This is a genomic window from Pedobacter sp. 01N416 (assembly GCF_056399685.1).
Map to the genome: position 1 here is coordinate 1 of NZ_JBFTRT010000017.1, position 22,598 is coordinate 22,598.

Here is a 22,598-nt window from a genome sequence, read left to right on the forward strand (position 1 = left end):
GCGCAAGAAAACATTTTCGTGAAATTATATGCTTTTTTAATTTCTGTGTCAAACAAGTAGGCAATAGTTTCTTTTACTTTTCTTCCAGGGCCTGTCGCAGGTTTCTACAAGAGCAAACGAAATATCGRTATCATAGTGGCAAAATAAATAGCTTTTAATATATCTAGCGGCCCCACATAACTAATCAATATTAACGTTTCGCATAACGGCAAAATCGAGTTCAGGACTTCAGACTCAGTTGGATGTATAGATAGATATCTTCCATTGAACACTTTAAATTTATCTCTTATATAGGGGCTACCCAAATAGCTTTTTACAGATGCTTACTTGGTCTTGATTTGATATTTATTTTGTGCAGATTCCGGCTATTTTCGTATCTTTACAGCAAAGAATTTGCATTAAAAAAATAGAGGTGAGCATTAGGTGCCTTAAAGCAAGGAATACAGCATAAAATACTGATTTACAGATATTTAAATCGAAAGGTTCGACTCCCTTCGGCTCCACTTAACGATTAAAGCGCTGACTATCAGCGCTTTAATTTTAAATAAAGGATTTGAACCTTCTTTCAATCCTTAATCGCAACAAATACGTTATCAATCGTTTAAATTATTTAAAATACTTTTGGGACAGTTTTCTGTGTAAAAATTCTATTTTCAATGGCGTTTTGTTTACACCATTTTTACACTAGAGTTATTACTGTTTATACTATGCAAATCAGCTTAAAGCTAATCCATTATACCCATAAGAAATATTCTGGTGGGGTCACATCCAATTACCCTTCAATATATCCACAAGCGTAAAGTCAAAAAGAATTCTTGACAAGTTGCCTACCTGAAAATTAGGACGCTAGAAGAAACAGGGTAAAAGACAGTGTGGGCATTTCGGCAAAAAAGTTTGAGTAAAACTGTAAGCATTCAAACACAAAACCCTTGCAAGCAACTAACTAACAAGGGTTTATATTTTTACTTAGTGGTCCCGACGAGAATCGAACTCATATCTAAAGTTTAGGAAACTTCTATTCTATCCGTTGAACTACGGGACCAATATCAATATTATTTATTGCCATAAGGCAATCTGGCAATTAATTATCAAAATAATCAGCATTAAATGTGCCTAACATTATTTTAATGGCGCAAATATAATAAAACTTCTTACCTAAAGCGGGCAAATTTAAAAATGTTTTAAGACCAAATTTCTTACTGATTTTTTAGTATCCCACCTTCATTGATTGATCTCAATTCATCAAATTTTAAATAACACGGTTAAGCAATTGCTATTAACATAGTTGACATGTAGCTACAATGCAACCTGATGAAATATAAAAGGATAGGCTTTTTATTTTAAAACGAGGACATTTGTAGTCTAATACTTTTTATTAGGTTGAAAAGGTCCAAAGATTAGCCACCCAAAAGACAAAACATTATCTTTCAATGCAAGGGACAGCCAAAAAGGAACACAAAACACTGTCAATCTATCCCATCATCCCTAAGCCACTGCATTCCCTACCTCCAAAAAAACCTACAGGACATATCCCTACATCCTGCAGTGTCTTAGCTGAGCGCGCCGTCAATACCTTGATGAGACGGAATAATTTCAATATCATTTAAAAAGCCCACAAAATCCTGTAACACATTCGTAATGTGCGCAAGCTCATGCTCCAAAAAGCCCATGGCCACCGGATCCTGATGCAGACTGAATATATCCTTAATGTTGTTTTCGTGCTCAATGAGCAAATCATTGAGCTTTTCGATCTGATCGCCTGTGGTAAGCGGCAACAAAGGCCCTTCAACGCCCTGACTCGCCGCATAGGCACCCAGCCCCCCGTATTCCAGACCTGCCTGGAACTGAGCAGAAAAAGCAGAGAGTCAAAACACTGGAGCAGTGCACTATGGCGGATATAATAGGCCATACCCACGCTACCTCTCTCAGAAGGAGAGTTCTTCCAGAAAAAATCAAATTCATCACGCAAATGACGTGCCTTACAAACGTTGCGGAATAACGCAGCAAACAGGTTTTCCACCCTAACGAAAAGCTCTCCTTCCCTTGCAAAATAAAACGCTATATCGCCGCCATAAGCGAAACGGAGGCGCTGGCGGATATTTTTCAGTCCGGCATTTGTGCTGGCCGCACCAGCGCTAAGGTTTACCGCATTTGAAGTTTCGATAACCAGCTTACCATCTTCCACAATGGCAGTAATGCGAATTTCGTGGAGGGCATGGCCAACATCACCGTGCTTGAATATATTTTCGACCAGTGTCAGCAGCACCAGCGGGATAAAACGCAGTTCCATTGCCTGATCAGAAAAATAGCTCATTACCTTAAGCTCCATGTTTTTTCTGAGCTGGTAAAGATAGATCAGTTTTTCTACCTGCTCAATCTCCTCACCAAGCGATACCGTATCATCAAGATCACCCGAATCCACTGCATAACGCATCATCTCAGAAAGGGTCATCACCGCCTGAGAAGCCTCCTGGGAGAGCTCTGCGATACTATGATAGATAAAATCCAGCGTATTGAAAAGAAAATGCGGATTGATCTGTGCCTTTAAAAAATCGTTCTGTGCCTTTGAAAGTGCCCGCTTTATCCGTTCCTCCTCGATCACCTTTTCCAGCCGCTGTTTTTCCATCTCTTCAGTCTTGGCGCGTTCCATCAGATAGTTTTTAAGGAAAAAATAGGCCGCCGAAAAACCGAACACATAAATCCAGCGGTAAAGAATTTTGGAACTATAACCCCACGTAAGCGAAAAATCCTCCGAGCGGTTGGCAAAATGCCAATGGATCATCAACAGATCCATATAATAATTGGCCAAAAGAAAGATTAGAAAAAGCAGGGCCACACCGAGCAGCGCGCGCCAGAACGCATGCGCTTTAAGCTTAAAAGCAAAAGGCAGAACTAAAAGCGCAGACAGATAAAATACCCCGATGGTAATCAGGTAATGGGAAATATAATTCACAGGATGCCCAAAAGCCCCCACCATCAGGCCGACCGCCACAACCTCATAACAGATAAATAGAGACCAGACCAGGACATGTACCCAGTACGGCTTAAACCCTGTTGAAATAGTTTTTTTCATGTGTATTTTCCTTTATAAGTAGGATAGTACAGGTACTATCCCAGTCCTTTTCGGGGCCTGTCCAAGGGAGCTAGTTTTCATAAAAAAACATTATGAAACAGCCAAAAAACACCCTAAAAACAAGAACCGTATTTGTATTCAGATCAACTAAAAATCAGCCCAGAAACTTTGGCAGCAATCCAACGGATACTACTACAGTGACCCTGACCACAACAGCAACGGGCTCTGGAGTGATCTTCCAATAAACGGCAACTCTTCAGGGCCTCCGCTCAACCTTTACGCTTCGCCCTGAAGAGCTTATCGTCAACAAACTCATTAAAATACTTCTTGTAGTGGTCCCCTACCGTGATCTTTGTCCCAGTCACCATCTTGATGGTATTCCCCTCAATATATTCGATATAATTCTGCGCAATGATAAAACTTCTCTGGAACTGCAGAAAACCCTCTCTAGGTAGCAATTTCTTGGCTATTTCACCCAGCGTGCTATAAGTCAGAAAACTCTTGTCCCTGGTGTGTACCTGCACATAGTTCATTTTGCTTTCCACTGCAACAATGTCACTGTAATTCACCTTGATCAGCCTTAGATTTTCTTCCTTGCTTTTGATAAACATAAAATCATCGGCAGCCGTCACACCGCCATCGCCGGTTTTCTGCGGAAAGAGCTTATTAAAGATAACAATGAACTTTCCAAGGGAATAGGGTTTCAATAAAAATGCATCCGCCGCAACCTCGTAGGCATCAAAAGCGTACTGACGGTGCGCAGTGGTAAAGATCAGTTTATCAGTCTTCTGCCTCACCTCCTTTGCCAGCTCAATTCCGGTAATACCTGGCATGTCCACATCCATCAGGATCAGATCCACAGGCTCATCCGCAGTGATTTCGATAAGCGCTTTGAGCGGATCGGTGTAACTTTTGACCAATTGCAGCTGGGGAACCGAGTCGATATACCGCTTCAATCCCGCTACCGCATGCGGCTCATCATCTACAATTATGCACTTGTACATTACGACTAGTTTCTGTTTGGGTTTTAAAGATAGGGCTTTAATTTTTTTTTTGATGGGATTCTATCATCTTTTTCCCGAAAATAGGTTGTTTTATGGAGAAAATGGGTCTTATTACTGAGACAGTGCACCACTATCCAAGCTAATAGATGCTACGTATTACATTTTTCATGGCAGCTTTCAGCGCCTGGACCCCATATTGCGTTTGAGCATGTTGCATATGCGTATCTCACGGTTTAGCTTACTGCTAAAAAACACTATTGAATGAAGATGAGCCCAAACAGATAAAGTAGACCGTAAAAGCGCTTAAAATCCGCCAAAAACAACTTTAAGGGAGTGATCAGCGCGCACCTTATGTTGAAATGTAGTGGCCCTTTGCCTCAAAAACAGTGGCCATTTTTTGGTAATCTTCCATAATACAGCTTATTTAATCACTAGGCCACAATTTTTCCAATATTGTTTCTGAGTTAACAGCCAAAATATTATAAACATTAATGCCTACCAACACCATAAATATAATGGTATGTTGTTTATATGCCGACGACTATCGCTAACTAAATTCTAGTCAAAACCGTTAGAAAAAGCAATCTTTAGTGAAATGTTGAAAAATCAAATTATAATATTATTTTTCCAATTGGAAATCAATGCGTAAAACATATTAATTTTAAGCACACAACGAAACCATAGCTATGAAATTCATTTTTATCTTACTTATTATCGTTTCCTTTAAGGCATCTGCTCAAGAACTGGAAATCCTTTTAATCGGTGTTTCTCATAACTACAGCAATTACCAAAAGCAGGATTTTTCAGACATTTATCGCAAAATTCAACAATTTAAGCCAACAGCATTTTTCGGAGAATTTCTGAGTAAGGAAGATGAACAGCATATTATGGACTATTGGTGTAAGAAGGCAGGTTTTCGACCAGCTTAAACAATCCCCGGACGATCAGCTGCAAGCTTATGTCAATCAATTGCTGAGTCCGGAATTGGATACCACCGGACGAAGCATGAGAAGATTGAAAACCTCCGAATACGCATTGATCGCATTCCCGATGATGCGAAAAATCGGCATCAAGGAATTACTGCCCATGGATTGCCAGGACTATGACCTGAATTGGAATGCATCCTGGTCTGCGAGCGACGAAAAATTCAATATATTCAGAAAGGATACTTCCGCCACCTTTCAGCGAGAGCTGAAGGAAAAACTGGCTAAAATAAATACAGGTTTCGAGCGATATGATAAAATTGAGAAGTCTTCTACTCAGGTAACCGAATGGCTGAACACAGCTGAAGCGTCGGGAATTTCCGCATCCGGGGATTTCTATCTGCCGGAGCTGTATGATATGAAGAACTTCCCTAAAGAAGAAATGCTTTCCAAGATACATTGGTGGCTGATGAGAAATGAGGGCATGTGCAACAATGTACTGAACCGTTCAAAAGAGAAAGGGGTTAAGCGAGTTGTTGTAATTGCCGGAGCAAACCATCGTAAATATATGCAGGACATTTTCGAAAAGATGCCCGGGGTAATTGTCAGAAACATTAACGAAGTCAAATAGTATAACCATCTCTAGAATTATTATGCTTGAATAAATCTGATTAAAGCCTGGGTTAACGAAACTCATTTTGACAATGATTAACGGTCAGCAACAGAATATCAGACCTAATCATCTACCTGATTTTCAACAGCCATCCTCACCTCTTCCTATCCCTTTACTGCATAAAATCCTCAAACTCCTTCCGCTGCTTTCTCATGACCAGCAAACCTTGAGCATTTAAATATGTAAAGCTTTCAGATGATTCTTCGGACTCAAAAATCAGGTATTCAGCAAACTGCGAACTTAGTTTTTCAATTTTCTTTTCTAACTGCTTAATTTTCTTTCTTTTTGTGATTATGAAGTTCAAAAGTACCAGTATGCACGAAACTTAACATACACTTTAGTGATTACCCCACATTGGCCACTCAACAGGTGGTGGTGAAGTAATCCGTTACGTTGCGAAACATAGAAAAGGCCGCGTTGCAAAAGCAGTTTTGATCAGTGCAGTAACGCCGATTATGATCCAAAACGAAAGCAATCCGGAAGGTGTGCCATTGGCGATATTTGACGAAATCCGTCAGGGTACAGGTTTTACCAGAGCCCAATATTTTTACGATTTCCCGGTAGCATTTTACGGCTGGAACCGTGATGGTAAAACCGTTCAGGAAGGAATAAAACACAACTGGTGGCGCCAAGGCATGATGGGGTCTGTATTGGCACATTATGAAGGGATTAAAGCATTTTCGGAGTCAGATTTTACTGAAGACTTAAAAAGTGTGGAAATTCCGGTATTGGTGCTGCATGGAGAAGACGACCAGATTGTTCCTTTCAACCAGGCACCAAGAGCGGCAAAATTGTTGCCAAACGGAAAACTGATCTCTTACCCAGGTTTCCCTCATGGTATGCCTACAACAGAGGCAGAAACAATTAACAAGGATATTTTAGCCTTTATTAAATCGTAAAGTATTTATAAATCTGTCACATTAAGCTTGTCGAAATGCCTGTAATTTTATAAATAGGGCATTCGACAAGCTATCATTTATATACTTTCTGAATAGTCGGTCCTCCCCGACTGGCGCATCGCGGAATGGAAAGATCTATGGGCAACTTAAAATGAAAAATAGATTACCTGTAATTTTGATTGTTGCGCGCTGTTGCGCATAAGTGGGACTGCCCAAAAGCAATAAACAGGCACTAAATACTGCGAACAGCCTCAGGGGTTACCCAGATCTGGCAAATGCCTTACCTTAATAGTAAAATTTTGGTTCATAAAGTTTGGTTGGTTTTTATGTTAGGTTATTTCAAAAAATGTTTGTCGATATCACCTGGAGTAGTCAATTTCCATCTGTATCTGTCAAACAAGAGCGGTTAATAAATTAGCCGGGCCAAAAATGATCCGGCTAACACATCTTATTTTCTTTCGTTAAACACCCCTAGTTCAGCAATAGCGGGCGGGCTATCAAAGTCTGTGATGGTTACCTTTATTTTTTCGCACCAGATACGCTCGAATCTAAAAATACTCGCCTTTTTCTCTCCCTCATTTTTTGCAGCTAAAGCATTCCATTTACCATTTGCATAGTATTGTAAACTGTAGGTAGCTTTTCTGTTATTGCCCGCGGTTAGTACCACCATATTACAGGGAACAGCTTTATCGAAATTCAGCTCATACCATGGCGATTTTACGGTGTGATTGGACGACCAGCTCGAACCGAAATCATCATCATTGGCAAAATCCATAATATTCATATCATCACTCCAGCTGYTGTTGCTTTTGATGTGCTTGGCGATGTTGCTCGAAATAATCGGTGCAGCGTGCGCAGGAATACGTGGAAGATCTGTAGATTTTTTATATATCTGGCCCATTTCTTTAAGTGCTGCCAAAGCGTTATCATCTATCAAACCGTTTTTACCTGGCGCTACATTGAGAATAAAATTGCAATAGGCGCCGTTGTAGGGAATGATGAATTTGTTCACCAATTCAGGTACGTTTTTTACCGGAGTGGTAGGGAAAGAAGTTTTCCAGAACCAGTTGGCCTGCAACGGAAGACAGGCAAGTGCCGGAAGTTTGTTGTTTTCTTTAGAAATAAACTGCCCTGCGCCTTGTTCGTAAGATTTAATATCGGTATAAAATAGCGCCTGTGTAGGATATTTTGCCGCATTTAAATCCATCACCAAACAGTTTGGCTGTAATGACTTAATCAGGTAATAGATATCTTCAAAAGGTACCTGATCATAAGAAATCCTCGACCATGGGGCGTCCCATCCATCAATAATCAACGCTGTGATCTCGCCATAATTGGTGAGCAGTTCGGTAATCTGATCTTTGATCATCTTAACGTGGGCTGGAGTAATCTGGTTTGGGCGGATGCCATGGTGGGTATCCAATATGGAATAATACAACATTACCTTTAATCCGTTTTTGCGGAAAGCATCTGCATATTCCTTAACTACATCGCGTTTTAAAGGCGTATTCATTACGTTATACGCTGTCGTTTTGGTATTCCAGATCGGGAAACCGCTATGGTGTTTAGTGGTAAGGCAACCATAGGTCATGTTAGCAGATTTTGCGGCTTTTGCCCATTGGTCTGCATCTAGTTTTGGCGATTGGAACAATGAAAGGTCGGCATCAGGATCAGACCAGTCCTGATCCATAAAAGTTGGCATCCCGTAATGGATAAACATGCCCAACCCAAGGTCGACAAAATCCTGTTGAAGTTCGGGCAGTGGTTTATTGGCCGATTTTTGCTGGGCCATTGCCGGATAAATAGCTATCGTTCCCGAAACGATAAGCAATAATGATAAAATCCTTTTAAAGGTCATTTCTCTTTTTTTGGTTATGTGATTTGTGTTATTTATTTGAAAGATTTACTGGATTACAGACGTTTACTAACCTCAATTCGATCAACATTAATATGGTTTTTATTGCATACTGCTTTCCATTATTCAAAGCTACACCCGACATTGAAAGAATTTGTCGAACGAAAACGTAACAGAAACCTAACAAAAGCTTAACGTTATGGTATTTATGAAATAATACGGCTATTTTTAAAGGATAAAATGAAAGATCGTATATATAAGGCAGTAGTATTGATCAGCTTTCTGATATTGCTTCTGGTACAGCTCAGGTTAACCTATAATTCTTACGTTCTGAGAGACAGGGACTATAGTTTAAAAGAAAAAACGCTGATTAACGACGAATATGGACGCAGTATATCCGAAGACAAAGTATATAAGGGCGGCGGAAAGATTATCGATTCGATCCTCTCGAGAAATATGCCCGCGCTCAAACAAGCATACTTAAGCAATAAGAAAGAATTTGTTAAACGCTCACAAAGCATTAGTAATACACTATTAAAAGACCTGCGAAAAGAAAGCACTATGGACAGTGTTTTCCGCTCGATCGTTAAAAGGAACGGGTTAGATTCCAATCTGCAGTATCTGCTCACTTTCCAGTCAATTGAGATTAACTTCGATACCAATATCGGCAACATCCCCATATTTGACACCAGTACTGATACGTTGTTCAAAGCAGACCAAAAAACACCGTTTGGAGTCATCATTGATGGCACATTGACTGATCCGAACGTTCAGAACAGGGTAACCAACCTCTCTGTTAGTGGCAAACTGGTGTACGATTACAGAGTTACCTTTAATCTTTTTGTCGATCCTCCCGGCCGCACCTTAAAAGTAGCCTATCAAATGCTGCCAACATTTTTATTGGTTGCGCTTTGCATCATTATTATTGTAGGCATTAATTATTACACCTATATCAGCTGGATGCGCCAGAAAAAAGAAACAGATGTTAAATCTGATTTCCTAAACAGTATTAAACATGAATTTAACACCCCTATTACTACTATTTTAGTGGCAAGCAAAAGCCTGCACGAAGATGAGGTGCTCAATGACAGGGCACGCGTAAATGCACTTGTAAATATTGTAGAGAGACAGGCACGGCGGCTTCACTCTCACATTAACCAGATGCTGGAAATTTCCGAAATCAACAGCAACATTAACCTGGAGGAAACAGATCTTAATTATGCAATTCTTACTTTAGTTAATGATTATAAAATAAAAGTTCAAGAACCAAATGACCTTACTTTTGATCCTCATGGTTCGGAAATAATGATCATGGTTGATCCTTTCGTATTTACCACCATGTTACAAAACATCCTCGACAACTCCTTTAAGCACAATCATAGCGATATAAAAATGACTGTGCTCTTTATTACCGAGCATAATGGTGGATATACCATCCATATTAAAGATAACGGAAAAGGAATTGAAGACACAATGAAAGAAAAAATATTCGATAAGTTCTTCCGTGCAGGCAAAGATAATACCGTTTCGGGCCTGGGGCTGGGCTTATATTACGTTAAACAGTGCATTGATATTCATGGCTGGGAAATCAGCGTAAGAACAACATTGGGAAAAGGGACCGAATTTTTGATTCATATCCCTGCGGAGCAGACCCTAATTAGTACAAATCATTAATCAAAGAATTTTATGAGTTATGATATCGTAATAATTGAAGATGAAATAGACCTGGGCAATGTAATTTCAGAATACCTGAAATTGAGGGGATTCAGTGTCCTATGGTTTAAAACTGCTTCAGAAGCATTGGCGTATTATAGCGCAAACCAGCTTGATAACAAATTGGTTATTGTGGATGTACAGCTACCAGATATGAACGGCTTTGACCTGGCCACAGAGATGGTGATAATCAACTCCAATCAACCTTTTTTCTTTCTAACGGCACATAACGAAAAACAGGACCGTCTTCGCGGCCTCAAAATTGGTGCAATAGATTATATTTCAAAGCCATTCGAAATTGAAGAGCTGGTACTTAGGATAGGAAATATCATTAATAAGTTTTCCAGCACTCCAAACGTGCAGTTCCCATCCAGTTCAGGATTTATCAACATAGGTGATATCAGGTACCAAAAGGATCAGCTGTTTCTGCGGATGCCCGACAGCAAAGAAGTTTCCTTAACCGTTAGGGAATCGGAAGTATTAGACCATTTGGCTGGCAATATTAATCAGGTAGTTAAAAAGAAAGATATTTTATTGGCGTTATGGGGAAACGACGATTACTTTAATGGAAAAAGCCTTGAAGTTTTTATTTCAAGGCTAAGGCGGCTCTTTAAGGCCTCAGAACAAGTCAGTATAGAAAACGTGTATGGCCTGGGTTACATTCTAAAAGTTAAGTGATAGCATATTTACTTGCAAAACGAGGTAACTGATCATTACAAAGACGCTTCCATGTAAAAATAGAGAGGTTTATGTTAACGCTTCAAGAAGTGTTAGCAGGTTATATTTTCTTGACATTGATCGCTACTAACCCTTTTTTGCCCTGCTCGGTTTCATACTCCACAATGTCACCCGCCTTGAGGTCACGAACCAATAGTCCAGTCACGTGCACAAAAATGTCCTCTTGGTTCGCATCCGGCGTGATGAAGCCAAAACCCTTTTCGCCATTATACATTTTAACTTTACCTTGTTCCATATATAGATTTTATTAACATCATGGTTGTCAATCTGTTCACCAGGTATTATAAGGGCATTGATACGACCATTTCCTTCATGCCTTCAAATATCCAAGATTTTCCTTCCGCCAAAACCTTACAGTACGCTTAACCTGAGATTCAGCTCAAAACTGCCGTTGGTATAGGCACTTAAAGCCGAGGTCTGTGTGGTGTACATCCCACTGATCAGGTATTTTCTTTTAAAGTCGACACCAATGCCAAATGTGGCATTTTCACTGCTATGGTATACCCCCATCAGAAACACCTGTTTGTTTGCAATCCAGGCCTGTGCACTCAGATCAAAGATATTATCGAAGCCTTTCACCCCGCGGTAGGCTACTTTTGGTTCAAGCGCTATCCCCTCCATTCCTTCGCTCAGCGTAATCTTATAACTTATGGCCGTATAAAAAGTGGCCACATCGGCCAGCTTGATCACATCTTTTTTGAAAAAGCTTTTCAGGTTGGGCAGCGATCCCTCGATGCTCAGTTTATCTGAAGTATAGGCAATACCGAAATCCCCATCAAGATAGGTTTTCCGGTCATTGTAAAGCCCAACCATCGGGTCGTTCGGATTGCCATAAATATCTGCGTTTTCAAGACGCTGGTTCATGAAACCTACAGACAGGCCAAAATGAAGCTGCTGGTTGTTTGCGTTTAAAGGCAGGTGGTAGGCATAACTACCTACTATGCGGGTCTGCCGCTGTAGCCCCGCACTTTCATTGCTCATGTTCAGTCCTATACCAACTTTATCGAAACCATAGTCTGCGGTGAGATTCTGCGTTACGGGAGCGCCCGGAACGTTATCCCAAAGTTTACGGTAGGCCCCGTTTATGCGCAGGCCATTGTTCGCACCTGCAAATGCGGGATTGATTACATAACGGTTGGTATAATATTGTGAGGAAAGCGGATTCAGCTGCGCATGAACACTGGCTGCAGGTATCCATACGGCCAGTAACATCAATAATTTATATAAAGTCTTCATTTGATCTTCTCTTTAATTTAACTAATTTTCCCTTACCAGTGTGATAAAACCCTTTACCCTCATCTTATCTGTACCGAAATCAACAATATAATAATAGGTACCCTCTGAAAGTGCCGTTCCGTTGACTGTTCCGTCCCAGCTGTTATCGTATGCCTTTTTACTATAAATGATCCTTCCGGCCTTATCAAATACCTTAACTTCATTGTTCGGATAGTAGTCGATATTCTCGATTACCCACTTATCGTTAAAGCCATCATTATTTGGGGTAAGAATGTTGTTCGCCTTGATTTTTGAAAGATTCTCGGCCACAGTCAGGGTAATGGCCTGGCTCTGGCTGCATCCGCTGCTGTTTGTAGCCGTAACGGTATAGGTGGTGGTTTCTTTTGGCCTAACAGTAAGACTAGCAGCATTTTGACCGCTTAAGATGCCGCTGGCAGTCGCCCATACATAACTTGTAGCCCCTGTTGCGGTAAGGATAGCAGTTTCTCCCCTGCTGATACTGGTTCCCTTATCACTATTGATAGTGATAAGGGGAAGGGGATTGATCTTGAACACACCGTTGATATAATTAAAAGTATAATTGGCAGATACGCCGCCAACCGGCGAAAGCACATAATCTCCAGCCGCAGAAGACCTGCTTCCGGTGCTGTTTACCGATGGCTTTGTGGTTAAACTGTTTGCATTGTCAGAAAATTTAAAACCGTTGTAGCTCAAAGTAAATGCTGGCAGATCGGCTCCCTGGCACATCTGCTTTGCATCTGCAGTTATGCTTAGCACCGCTTTATTAATCGTCAGGTCAGCTGTTTTAAAATCTATAGTGTAATTAGCACCCGCGCTCAAGGTACTACTGGCAATAGCATATACGCCTACATTTTCGCCAGCCGCACGGCTAAGTGATCCACTAAAGCTGTCGCCAGTTCCTAATGTCGGGGCAAAAGTATAGGTCAGCGCTGGATCGGTATCTCCGTAAGTTTTGCTCTTGACAGCGGCTGTTACCGTAATGGTTTTCTTTCCGATGGTCAGATCGGCTCCCGTATAAGTCAAGATGTAATTTGCATTTAAAGCCAGGCTGCCCTGGTTGATCGGATAGGTGCCCACATTTTCGCCTGCCACACGGCTAAGTGATCCGCTAAAGCTGTCGCCTATTACCAATACCGGGGCGAAAGTATAGGTCAACGCCGGATCGGCATCACCATAGCTTTTATTCTTAGCGGCAGCGGTTACCATAATGGTTTTCTTAGCAATTACCAAATTTGCTCCTGTATAGTTCAGGGTATAATTTGCATTTAAAGCCAGGCTGCCCTGATTGATCGGATAAGTGCCCGCATTTTCGCCTGCTACTCGGCTAAGTGATCCACTAAAGCTGTCGCCTGTTACTAATGCCGGGGCAAAAGTATAGGCCAACGCCGGATCAGCATCACCATAATTTTTGCTTTTAGCTGCCGCAGTTACCGTTATTGTCTTTTTGCCAATAGTGAGGTTTGAGCCCACATAATTTAAGGTATAATTGCTGTTCAGTGCAAGTGTACCTTGATTGATGGGATAAGTACCAATATTCTCACCAACCGCCCTGCTTAAGGATCCCGTAAAACTATCACCTGTTTGCAATACAGGAGAGAAAGTATAGGTCAATGTCGGATCAGCATCACCATAGGTTTTGTTTTTCGCTACCGCTGTGACCGTTATTGTTTTTTTACCAATGGTCAGATCAGCACCAACATAAGTTATGATATACTTCCCGTCAAGGGCAAGTGTACCCTGGCCAATTGCATAGGTACCGGTATGCTCTCCCGGCAACCTGTCCAGGCTTCCGCTAAAGCTATCGCCAGCCTGTAGTGCCGGAGCAAAAGTATAGGTTAATGCCGGATCTGCATCACCATAGGTTTTGCTTTTCGCTACCGCGGTTACTGTTATTACGGTTTTCGCTTCAATGGTCAGATTGGCTCCTATGTAAGTCAGGATATAGTTTCCGTTCAATGCCAGTGTACCCTGGGTAATGGTATATGTACCCGCGGTTTCACCAGCTGCCCTGCTCAAGGATCCCGTAAAGCTATCGCCTGTTACCAAAGCCGGGGCAAAAGTATAGGTCAGCACCGGATCGGCAGCACCCTGGATTTTACTCTTCGCCGCTGCTGTGACCGTTATTGTTTTTTTGCCAACAGTGAGATTTGCGCCCACATAATTTAAGGTATAATTGCTGTTCAGTGTAAGTGTACCCTGGTTAATGGCATAGGTTCCAATATTTTCACCCGGCAATCTGCCCAATGCTCCCGTAAAAGTATCAGTACCTACCAGAGCCGGGATGAAAGTATAGGTCAGTGCCGGATCGGCATCACCATAAGCTTTGCTTTTGGCGGATGCAGTTACCGTAATGATCTTCTTGGCGATCACAAAATCAGCTCCTGTATAGTTCAAGCTATAATTTGCATTTAAAGCCAGGCTGCCCTGGTTGATGGAGTATGTGCCCACGTTTTCACCTGCCGAGCGGCTAAGTGACCCGCTAAAGCTGTCGCCCGTTGCCAATGCTGGGGCGAAAGTGTAAGTTAACGCCGGATCGGCATCCCCATAGGCCTTGCTTTTTGCTGCTGCTGTAACCGTAACTGATTTCTTACCAATAGTCAGATCAGCACCAACGTAGGTTAAAGTATAGTTAGCGTTTAAAGCTAATGTACCCTGATTGATCGCATAAGTACCGATATTCTCACCAACTGCTCTGCTTAAGGATCCCGTAAAGTTGTCACCTGTTACCAGTGCCGGAGCAAAAGCATAGGTTAATGCAGGATCCACATCACCATAGGTTTTGTTTTTCGCTGCTGCTGTAACCGTAACTGTTTTCTTACCAATAGTAAGATCAGCACCCACATAATTTAAGGTATAATTGCTGTTCAATGCAAGTGTACCCTGATTGATCGCATAAGTACCGGTATTTTCACCAACTGTTCTGCTTAAGGATCCCGTAAAGTTGTCACTTGTTACCAGTGCTGGAGCAAAAGCATAGGTTAATGCAGGATCCGCATCACCATAGGTTTTGTTTTTCGCTGCTGCTGTCACCGTTATTGTTTTCTTGCCAATAGTAAGATCAGCACCCACATAATTTAAGGTATAATTGCTGTTCAATGCAAGTGTACCCTGGCTGATTGCATAGGTGCCGATATTCTCTCCCGGCAACCTGTTCAGGTTTCCGCTGAAGCTATCGCCCGACTGCAGTGCAGGACTGAAAGTATAGGTCAACACCGGATCAGCATCACCATAGGTTTTGCTTTTTGCTATTGCGGTTACCGTTATTACAGTTTTTGAGGAAATGGTCAGATCAGCCCCAATATAAGTTAAGGTATAGTTAGCGTTCAATGCCAGTGTGCCCTGGGTAATGGCATAGGTACCTGCCGTTTCACCAACAGCCCTGCTCAGGTTTCCGCTGAAACTATCACCTGTTACCAATGCAGGCGCAAAAGTATAGGTCAGTGCAGGATCGGCATCACCCTGGATTTTACTCTTCGCCGCGGCTGTTACCGTTATTATCTTTTTGCCAATAGTGAGATCTGCGCCCACATAATTTAAGGTATAATTGCTGTTCAATGCAAGTGTAGCCTGTGCAATTGCATAGGTTCCAACATTTTCACCGGGCAACCTGGTCAGTGCTCCTGTAAACGTATCAGTGCCTGCTAACGCCGGACTGAAAGTATAAGTTAAGGCTGGATCTGCATCACCATAGGCTTTGCTTTTCGCTACAGCGGTTACCGTTACTATTCTTTTGCCAATGCTGAGATTGGCTCCGGTATAACTCAGGGTATAATTCCCATTCAGTGCAAGTGTACCCTGGCTAATGGCATAGGTGCCAAGGTTTTCACCAGGCAATCTGCTAAGGCTTCCGTTAAAGGTATCAGTGCCAACCAAGGCTGGATTAAATGTGTAAGTTAACACAGGATCGGCATCACCATAGGTTTTGCTTTTTGCTACCGCGGTTACCGTTATCGTTTTCTTGCTGATGGTAAAATCTGCATCAACATAACTTAAGGCATAGTTGCTGCTCAATGCAAGTGTTCCCTGGGTGATTGTATAATCGCCAACATTTTCACCTGGCAGTCTGCTTAAGCTTCCACTAAAGGTATCGGCAAAGGCCAGACCTGATCCGCCAACCGTAAAGGTGAAGAAAGGATCAACATTACCATATGTTTTTGACTGTCCGGCATTAGCAGTAACGGTAACCGCTCTTGGATTAATAGCAAAGGTTATACCAGGGGTAAAAGTGATTGCATAATTAGTGCTTAGTGCAAGGGTACCCTGGGCGATGGCATAGCTGCCCACATTTTCTCCCGGCGCGCGCGATAAACTGCCGCTGAAGGTATCGGCAAAGGCCAGACCCGATCCGCCAAGTGTAAAGGTCAGGAAGGGATCGACACTGCCGTATCCTTTAGATTGTGCAGTAGCTGTAACCGTAATTGCTCTTTTATTGATTGTAAAATTTGTACCGGCGGTAAAAGTTATCGCATAATTACTCCCGGCCGAAAGTGTACCCTGGGTAATGGCATAAGTACCAATATTCTCTCCCGCTGCACGGGTAAGCGAGCCGCTAAAGTTATCTCCGGTAGCTAAAGCTGGTGTAGCGGTAAAGGTCAGTGTAGGGTTTACATTTCCGTAAGTTTTTGAATTTACATCCGGAGTTATCGTAATCGTTTTGACAGTAATATTTGCTGTTGTTGATGCGGTTGTATTGCCCAAAGTATAATTACCCGATGCACCGCCGGAAATGGCAATGCCTGACACACTAACAGGTTTACCCGTACCAACCGTTGCTGTAGCAAATGAGGCGCTAGCGTAGCTTTCGGTAAATACATCACCTGCTACACGGTCATCGCTCAAGGTTACCGTGGCCGTTGTAGTACCATCGTAAACTTTATTATTCCCAGTTGCTGATACAGTTAATGGTCTTGGTGTAACCGTTAAAGCTGATGCATTAGCTGCAGCCTGTACAAAATTATAGTTTACTGCACTTAGTCCTCCACCATTCACATTATAAGAACCCACAGCACTACTTATTGTAGCCGAGGTAGACCAATTAATAGTGCCAGTTGTTGCAGTTGCTATGGTTTCCGAATTCACAAAGCCTGTTACTGTTCCTGTTAAAACCGGAACACCTGCCCCATAAATTTTTCCTATCCCACTTGAAGTATAAGTTAATGTTGCTTTCGACACTGTACTTGATGGAATATTTATTGTCAGGCTATTTGCATTTGTACTTGTTAATGTCACATTCCCGGTAATATTTGTACCGGCCGGTGCATTTGCTTTAAGTCTTACGTACGCATCACCCAATATCGTGCCCGAAGTACCAATGAYAGCAGAAGGACCGAAAGTCGTACCGTCCGTACTCACCTCAAAATTGGCAGTTGATGATGGAGTGACCGTGATTCCCGCTGATAAGCCAATGCCGGATACAGTGACCCTTGTTGAAGCAGATGCTGTGCCATAAGTAGTGCTTAATCCTGCGGGGAAGCTGGCAGGGGCAAAAATTGTACCTGCTGCCGTAGATGTAGTAAATGGTTGATCTGTTCCATAGCTCGTTCCGCTACTGTTGGTAGCATAGGCTCTTACATGATATAATGTAGAAGATGCCAAGCCGTTTATGGTTCCTGAAAAAGTGCCCGTGCCACTGCCTGTTAACACTTTGGTATCTGCAATTGTGGGGATATGTCCGATTGCATAAACAATCCCACGCTCAGTYACCGCCGATCCACCTGCTGCCGTAACATTTCCGCCCATTACAGCTGAAGTAGTGGTAATACCGGTCACCGCATCAGTTGATACGGTTGGCACTGTTACTGGTGCTGTATAGGTAAAAGCATATTGTAGCGCTGCTGTATTTCCGTTTGTGGCGGCATCCTGTGCTACATTGCCCGCTATATTGATGGTAACAATACCACTTAGATTTGGTGCTGCATTAAAAGTATATGTTGTTCCACTACCTGCAAAGCTACTGAGCGATGCATTAGTGGATGTGATCTCACCTATTGAAAAACCGGTTACAGCCTGAGAAAAAGTAACGGTAAATGGGATTATGGATGTACTGGTTGTACCGCCAGAAGCAACAGTACCACTGGTAATGCTCACTGTTGGGGGCGTAGCATCTATATTAAAATTATTGGTATTGCTGTTTGTACTTACCGTGCTACCACTAACCTGAGCTGTAGCATATGTGGTATGTGGGCCATCAACAAGGTTTGTAGGTTGGATTAAGCTCCAGTTCCCACCAGCTGATGCTGTTGTGGTGCCAATAGATGAGCCATCTACATAAATATTTATGAGTGCATTACCAGGTGATGTACCAGTATACGTAGGTGTTCGTGTATTCAGTAAACTTCCGTTGGCAGGTATTACGGATACTGGTGTTGCAGTTACAGGCTGTGCCCTGGTTACAGTAATGGTATATGTTTTTGTGGTACCATCTTGCGCGGTTACCAGCACGGCGATACTATTCGCTCCCACGCTTAAGGCTACGGCCGTGGCACTGCCACTTGTTACCGTATTGCCATTGATTTTAATGGTGGCATTGGCCTGGTTTCTGGTTGCTGTTACATTAATCGATGCCGTTACATTACTTACACTTGCAGTATAAGCTATTGTAGCACTGGCAAACGCGGGTGTCAATGTACCCGCTGATATTGTTAGGGCAGATAATGTGGCATCATTGGATGAACCTACAACTGTGCCTGCCAGCAGAAGTAAGTGATCTGATCCAGCATCTACCCATATCCCATTGCCTATTGCCGGTGGATTAGGCGTTGTATTAGTTGTATTGTAATATGCCGTCTGAAATATACCACCGTTAAAAAACTGGATTTCCCAACGTCCTCCCGTAAAGAGGATTTTATAGGCCGTTGTCCCCCCAGCAACGCTACCGTTACCCGTATAGGTGTTATGCCCTGCCCCATCGTTGCCGGTTACATTCATCGTAACAACAAAATTGCCGGCATCTCGTTCAAAGGTATCCTGAAACTGGATCTGGGCATTTGCTGCAAGAATGAGCAGTAAAAGAACGGTGGTAGAAAATAAAACGCGTAAAGCTTTTTTCATATCAAATAGTTTATAAATCCTAATGTCAGCAGGCATCAAAAACAGCTATGGGCGACCGGGTGGCATTGCATTTGGTTTGTAGAAACCACAGCTTTGATTCTGAGCAAAGCTGTGGTAAAGAATTATGTTAATCTCTTGATGGGAATACCCCTTCTAATGCAATAACGTAGTTAAGCGCCATATATGGCTGCATCACAGGCACTGGATAACCATTGCCAGCAACACCTATTGTCATTGGGTTCATCGGCACATTTGGTGCATTTGTGGTATAATCATTATCGCCTCTTCCCTTACTTGCAAAATAATTGCCTGATGGGGATGGAACTGTTCCGCTGGCACTTACTGCCTTAACAGCGTGTGTGTGGGGGGGTAAGTTATCCCTGGTAAGGGTTACAGTTTCTGAGCCATAATCAGTTCCTAGTGGAAGGGGTGTTAACCCTGGGCCGTTACCTGCCCCTACCGGTACAATTCCCTGTAAATTAGGCAATGCAAAGGTGGTTACACCATCACCGCCATAATTGGTACCAATAAGTGCAAATAGTGCGCTATATTGCCTGATGGCCAAAAGCTGGCCGCGGCAAAAAGCCCAGGAAGTGGGGGCATAACTTTCTGCCACTAATTTTATTTCTCCTATAAAGTTCATTTCTTTTATTTTTGATTTATACTTTGGTTAGTTTCTGGCTGGGTAGATGCCAGTTGTGGCTATTATAAAAGTAAGCCCCAGGTACGGCTGTTGCACAGGTAGCGGTCCGTTGCCACCCGTTAAACCCAGTGCACCTGTAGCCATCGAGGTGTTGGGTGTAGCGTTAGAAAAATCAAGATCTGGTGCAACGGAATCAGCGAAATAGGCATTAGCAGGCGCGTTGGTTGCACCAGGTGTATTATTGGCCATAAAAGCATGGTTATGCGCAGGCAACTGAGATTGTAAAACAGTAACATTCTGGTTTCCGCCAGTTTGCCCAAGAGTATAACTTACCCCACCTGGGCTTGTTCCAAAACCTATTGATACACGCCCCTGTAGGTTTGGTAGCCCAAATGTAGTGGTTCCATTGCCGCCATACGTGATACCCAAAAGAGAAAACAAAGCTTGATTGCTTTGAATCGGCAAGATCTGCCCATTGCAGAGTGCCCATCCTTTAGGCGCAAAATTTATCGATACTATTCTGATATCTCCTAAATAAAAATCCATTTTTTTTTCAGTTTTAAAGGTTTAAGATAATCGGTTAGCTCGGTGTTGGAAATATACCCGCTAACGCTATGATATAGTTTATAGCCAATGATGGTTGGTTGATGCTAATGGGCGTATTGTTCCCTGTAAGCGATACCGATTGGTTACCCATCACCACATCCGGCGTAACGGTTCCCAAAGCAAAGTCTGGATCTGCTGACCCTGTATCTGCAAATGCGTTATTGGCTGGCGTATTGGCATTGCCTTCGGCCAGTTGAGCCATTAAGAGATGGTTGTGCGCCGGCATCTGGCCTACCGTCATTGTAACCGATTCCTGGCCTGCTTTTTCACCTATCATTACAGGTGATAAGCCAGGGCCAGTACCTACATGTACAGGCACACGCCCCCTTAGGTCTGGAATAGCAAAGGTGCTTTGTCCGTCGCCACCATAGGTGGTACCAATGAGTGCAAAAAGCGTATCATTCTCACTGATCGAAAGAAGTGAGCCATCGCAGAATTTCCAGGATGATGGTGCATAGGTGCCTGCATACATCCTGATTTCGCCGATGTAATTTGAATCTAACATAGTATGTGGTTTATGGTTAAAGATTAATTATATATTTCGTGGTATTCGAACATATTGTTTTCAAACTTTTCTCCCCGCTGCACACCCATTGCCGCCAGTTTAGCACCGGTTACAAAGCCTTCATTGAGTTTGATGATATTAATGCGCAAGATTTTGCGGTCGGCACATTGCACATATATTCCGCTGGCATCTGCATGTACTATTGTCCCAGCACCAAATGCCGCTTCCCCAGTGGCTTCAACAGGCGAAACTTCCAATACCCTTACCAATTGCTGTTTAAAAGTTGTTACAGCTCCGCCTGCGCCTGGATTACTGGCATTAACCTGTGCCTCTACCTGTGCGGCAGTTTGCACGTTCCAGTCAATAGCCACATCAGCAGCAGCAGCCCTCGGATAGTAGCTTGCTAAACTTTGATTTACGGGTAATGCTGTAATCTGCTCTCCGCTTTTCAGTTTCTCCATCAATTGACCAATCAGATTAAGGGCCACAGCACCATGTCTGCCATCGGCTATACCCCAAGTTTCGCCGGGTATAAAAGGTACTGGTTGCTGCATTACTACTGCGCCGGTATCAAAACCTGCATCAACTTTATGGATACTTACCCCTCCACTGGTCTCGCCGTTTTTCATTTGCCAAAACAGCGGATCTGCCCCCTTATAAGCAGGCAACATACTAAAGTGTACATTAAAAAAGCCAAGTGGCGGAAACTCATAAAGATTGGCTGGGATCCGGTAAGAAAAACCAAACATCAAAACTACATCGGGCTGTATTTCAACAAACAGCTTTTTAATAGCTGTAAGTAGATCTTGTCTGTTTACTTTGAAAAAAGATACATCATTATTGTTACAAAAGTACTCAACACCTAAATGATGATCTTTAAGCTTATCCGTAGAAACAACAGCTTTTAATAAATCCTGTGCACCTAAATAATCTAGTACAGGTATACACGAGAGATGAGTAGAAAATACGATTATTTTCACTAGGATGATGATTAGAGTAGGATGTAATTTAGACTACGTAAATTTATTTAATTATTTCATTAACTCCAAACAAGAATAACAAATACTTATTTTTAAGTATATTTTGTCTAATTTTTAGACTTAAATTAGTAGTCATAAAAAACTATTTTCACCTGTACCATGGTCATTTATTCAAAGACAAAGCAGAATACCCCCATTACTGATATACAAAGTGACCTACGGAGTATTACATACAATTGGATGTCGCACTTCAATGTATCCCACTACAATGGCTCTTGGGCAGTACTGCCTTTGCGTACGCCAGGAGGCACGGACAGCATTTTCCCTGACTTGATCATAAACCAAAATATATAGATTATGCAGTTAACACTGAATTAGATCGAACAATGCCTCAACAAAAACAATTTAAACGCCCAACTCTGATGTAAAATAAGGCTGCAAACTATTCCGCTACAAGTTTAAGTCCAATCAGGGATATCACCAACGTACTCAGGAAAAAGAGGCGCCAGAAAGTAGCTGGATCTTTAAACACAAGAATGCCAACCACTACTGTACCTACAGCGCCAATACCTGTCCAAACAGCATAGGCAGTTCCAATAGGCATCGTCTGTGTAACTTTCATTAATAAAAGCATACTAAGAGACATGGTTATAAAAAAACCAAGGTACCATAGATAAAC

At 42.3% G+C, this 22,598-nt stretch carries 17 protein-coding genes and 1 tRNA gene; 6 read left to right on the forward strand and 12 right to left on the reverse strand.

All coding sequences use genetic code 11. The features are described 5' to 3' along the window. Positions 1-970: 970 nt before the first annotated feature. Together AC1DND_RS01960 and AC1DND_RS01965 are read right to left on the reverse strand one after the other, a co-directional pair. Positions 971-1,042: transfer RNA gene (locus AC1DND_RS01960), tRNA-Arg, on the reverse strand. Positions 1,043-1,603: 561 nt separating this feature from the next. Then, complete coding sequence (locus AC1DND_RS01965) at positions 1,604-3,073, reverse strand: sensor histidine kinase (RefSeq protein WP_477578673.1); 1,470 nt, start codon at positions 3,071-3,073, stop codon at positions 1,604-1,606. 92 nt (positions 3,074-3,165) lie between these two features. Between AC1DND_RS01965 and AC1DND_RS01970 the strand changes: the two genes are divergently transcribed. Beyond that, on the forward strand, positions 3,166-3,318 hold the full coding sequence (locus AC1DND_RS01970; protein ID WP_477578675.1) for a hypothetical protein: 153 nt from the start codon (positions 3,166-3,168) through the stop codon (positions 3,316-3,318). Between the two features lie 24 nt (positions 3,319-3,342). Here AC1DND_RS01970 and AC1DND_RS01975 read toward each other — a convergent pair whose 3' ends face one another. Beyond that, complete coding sequence (locus tag AC1DND_RS01975) at positions 3,343-4,077, reverse strand: LytR/AlgR family response regulator transcription factor (RefSeq protein ID WP_477578676.1); 735 nt, start codon at positions 4,075-4,077, stop codon at positions 3,343-3,345. Between the two features lie 686 nt (positions 4,078-4,763). Between AC1DND_RS01975 and AC1DND_RS01980 the strand changes: the two genes are divergently transcribed. From AC1DND_RS01980 to AC1DND_RS01990, 3 genes are all read left to right on the forward strand, one after another. After that, positions 4,764-5,006, forward strand: coding sequence for a hypothetical protein (locus AC1DND_RS01980; RefSeq protein ID WP_477578678.1), 243 nt, complete (start codon positions 4,764-4,766; stop codon positions 5,004-5,006). Then, a complete protein-coding gene (locus AC1DND_RS01985; RefSeq protein WP_477578680.1) occupies positions 4,951-5,631 on the forward strand; it encodes a DUF5694 domain-containing protein in 681 nt (226 codons plus the stop codon). The genes AC1DND_RS01980 and AC1DND_RS01985 overlap by 56 nt, the downstream gene beginning before the upstream one ends. A 395-nt stretch (positions 5,632-6,026) precedes the next feature. Continuing rightward, positions 6,027-6,572, forward strand: coding sequence for an alpha/beta fold hydrolase (locus AC1DND_RS01990; protein ID WP_477578699.1), 546 nt, complete (start codon positions 6,027-6,029; stop codon positions 6,570-6,572). Positions 6,573-7,020: 448 nt separating this feature from the next. Here the strand turns inward: AC1DND_RS01990 and AC1DND_RS01995 are convergent, their stop codons facing one another. After that, positions 7,021-8,430, reverse strand: a complete 1,410-nt coding sequence (locus AC1DND_RS01995; RefSeq protein ID WP_477578682.1) for an alpha-L-fucosidase — start codon at positions 8,428-8,430, stop codon at positions 7,021-7,023. A 237-nt stretch (positions 8,431-8,667) separates the two neighbouring features. Between AC1DND_RS01995 and AC1DND_RS02000 the strand changes: the two genes are divergently transcribed. Continuing rightward, on the forward strand, positions 8,668-10,101 hold the full coding sequence (locus tag AC1DND_RS02000; protein ID WP_477578683.1) for a sensor histidine kinase: 1,434 nt from the start codon (positions 8,668-8,670) through the stop codon (positions 10,099-10,101). 12 nt (positions 10,102-10,113) lie between these two features. After that, a complete protein-coding gene (locus AC1DND_RS02005) occupies positions 10,114-10,818 on the forward strand; it encodes a response regulator transcription factor (protein ID WP_477578685.1) in 705 nt (234 codons plus the stop codon). Positions 10,819-10,918: 100 nt separating this feature from the next. On the opposite strand, the gene AC1DND_RS02010 is transcribed toward AC1DND_RS02005, so the two are convergent. The 8 genes from AC1DND_RS02010 to AC1DND_RS02045 form a co-directional block, all read right to left on the reverse strand. Continuing rightward, the gene (locus AC1DND_RS02010; protein WP_215130303.1) at positions 10,919-11,113 is read right to left on the reverse strand and encodes a cold-shock protein; all 195 of its coding nucleotides are present in this window, start codon (positions 11,111-11,113) and stop codon (positions 10,919-10,921) included. A 116-nt stretch (positions 11,114-11,229) separates the two neighbouring features. Then, a complete protein-coding gene (locus AC1DND_RS02015; RefSeq protein ID WP_477578686.1) occupies positions 11,230-12,114 on the reverse strand; it encodes a PorP/SprF family type IX secretion system membrane protein in 885 nt (294 codons plus the stop codon). 21 nt (positions 12,115-12,135) lie between these two features. After that, the gene (locus tag AC1DND_RS02020; protein WP_477578688.1) at positions 12,136-19,185 is read right to left on the reverse strand and encodes an MBG domain-containing protein; all 7,050 of its coding nucleotides are present in this window, start codon (positions 19,183-19,185) and stop codon (positions 12,136-12,138) included. A gap of 127 nt (positions 19,186-19,312) precedes the next feature. After that, on the reverse strand, positions 19,313-19,828 hold the full coding sequence (locus AC1DND_RS02025; protein WP_477578690.1) for a phage tail protein: 516 nt from the start codon (positions 19,826-19,828) through the stop codon (positions 19,313-19,315). Between the two features lie 27 nt (positions 19,829-19,855). Then, positions 19,856-20,374 (reverse strand): phage tail protein, encoded by a 519-nt coding sequence (locus AC1DND_RS02030; protein ID WP_477578692.1) that lies wholly within the window; start codon positions 20,372-20,374, stop codon positions 19,856-19,858. 34 nt (positions 20,375-20,408) lie between these two features. Continuing rightward, a complete protein-coding gene (locus tag AC1DND_RS02035; RefSeq protein ID WP_477578694.1) occupies positions 20,409-20,939 on the reverse strand; it encodes a phage tail protein in 531 nt (176 codons plus the stop codon). A gap of 23 nt (positions 20,940-20,962) precedes the next feature. Continuing rightward, positions 20,963-21,919 (reverse strand): methionyl-tRNA formyltransferase, encoded by a 957-nt coding sequence (locus tag AC1DND_RS02040; RefSeq protein WP_477578696.1) that lies wholly within the window; start codon positions 21,917-21,919, stop codon positions 20,963-20,965. A 442-nt stretch (positions 21,920-22,361) separates the two neighbouring features. Then, positions 22,362-22,598: DMT family transporter (locus AC1DND_RS02045; protein WP_477578698.1), on the reverse strand; the 237-nt coding region annotated here is incomplete at its 5' end.

What these genes read in the sequence shown, in the direction of transcription:
- AC1DND_RS02005 (WP_477578685.1), top strand. Translation starts at nt 10,114, where the DNA reads ATGAGTTATGATATCGTAATAATTGAAGATGAAATAGACCTGGGCAAT.
- AC1DND_RS02030 (WP_477578692.1), bottom strand. Translation starts at nt 20,374, where the DNA reads ATGGATTTTTATTTAGGAGATATCAGAATAGTATCGATAAATTTTGCG.
- AC1DND_RS02015 (WP_477578686.1), bottom strand. Translation starts at nt 12,114, where the DNA reads ATGAAGACTTTATATAAATTATTGATGTTACTGGCCGTATGGATACCT.
- AC1DND_RS01975 (WP_477578676.1), bottom strand. Translation starts at nt 4,077, where the DNA reads ATGTACAAGTGCATAATTGTAGATGATGAGCCGCATGCGGTAGCGGGA.
- AC1DND_RS02035 (WP_477578694.1), bottom strand. Translation starts at nt 20,939, where the DNA reads ATGTTAGATTCAAATTACATCGGCGAAATCAGGATGTATGCAGGCACC.
- AC1DND_RS01985 (WP_477578680.1), top strand. Translation starts at nt 4,951, where the DNA reads ATGAACAGCATATTATGGACTATTGGTGTAAGAAGGCAGGTTTTCGAC.
- AC1DND_RS01970 (WP_477578675.1), top strand. Translation starts at nt 3,166, where the DNA reads ATGAAACAGCCAAAAAACACCCTAAAAACAAGAACCGTATTTGTATTC.
- AC1DND_RS01965 (WP_477578673.1), bottom strand. Translation starts at nt 3,073, where the DNA reads ATGAAAAAAACTATTTCAACAGGGTTTAAGCCGTACTGGGTACATGTC.
- AC1DND_RS01980 (WP_477578678.1), top strand. Translation starts at nt 4,764, where the DNA reads ATGAAATTCATTTTTATCTTACTTATTATCGTTTCCTTTAAGGCATCT.
- AC1DND_RS02025 (WP_477578690.1), bottom strand. Translation starts at nt 19,828, where the DNA reads ATGAACTTTATAGGAGAAATAAAATTAGTGGCAGAAAGTTATGCCCCC.
- AC1DND_RS02010 (WP_215130303.1), bottom strand. Translation starts at nt 11,113, where the DNA reads ATGGAACAAGGTAAAGTTAAAATGTATAATGGCGAAAAGGGTTTTGGC.
- AC1DND_RS02000 (WP_477578683.1), top strand. Translation starts at nt 8,668, where the DNA reads ATGAAAGATCGTATATATAAGGCAGTAGTATTGATCAGCTTTCTGATA.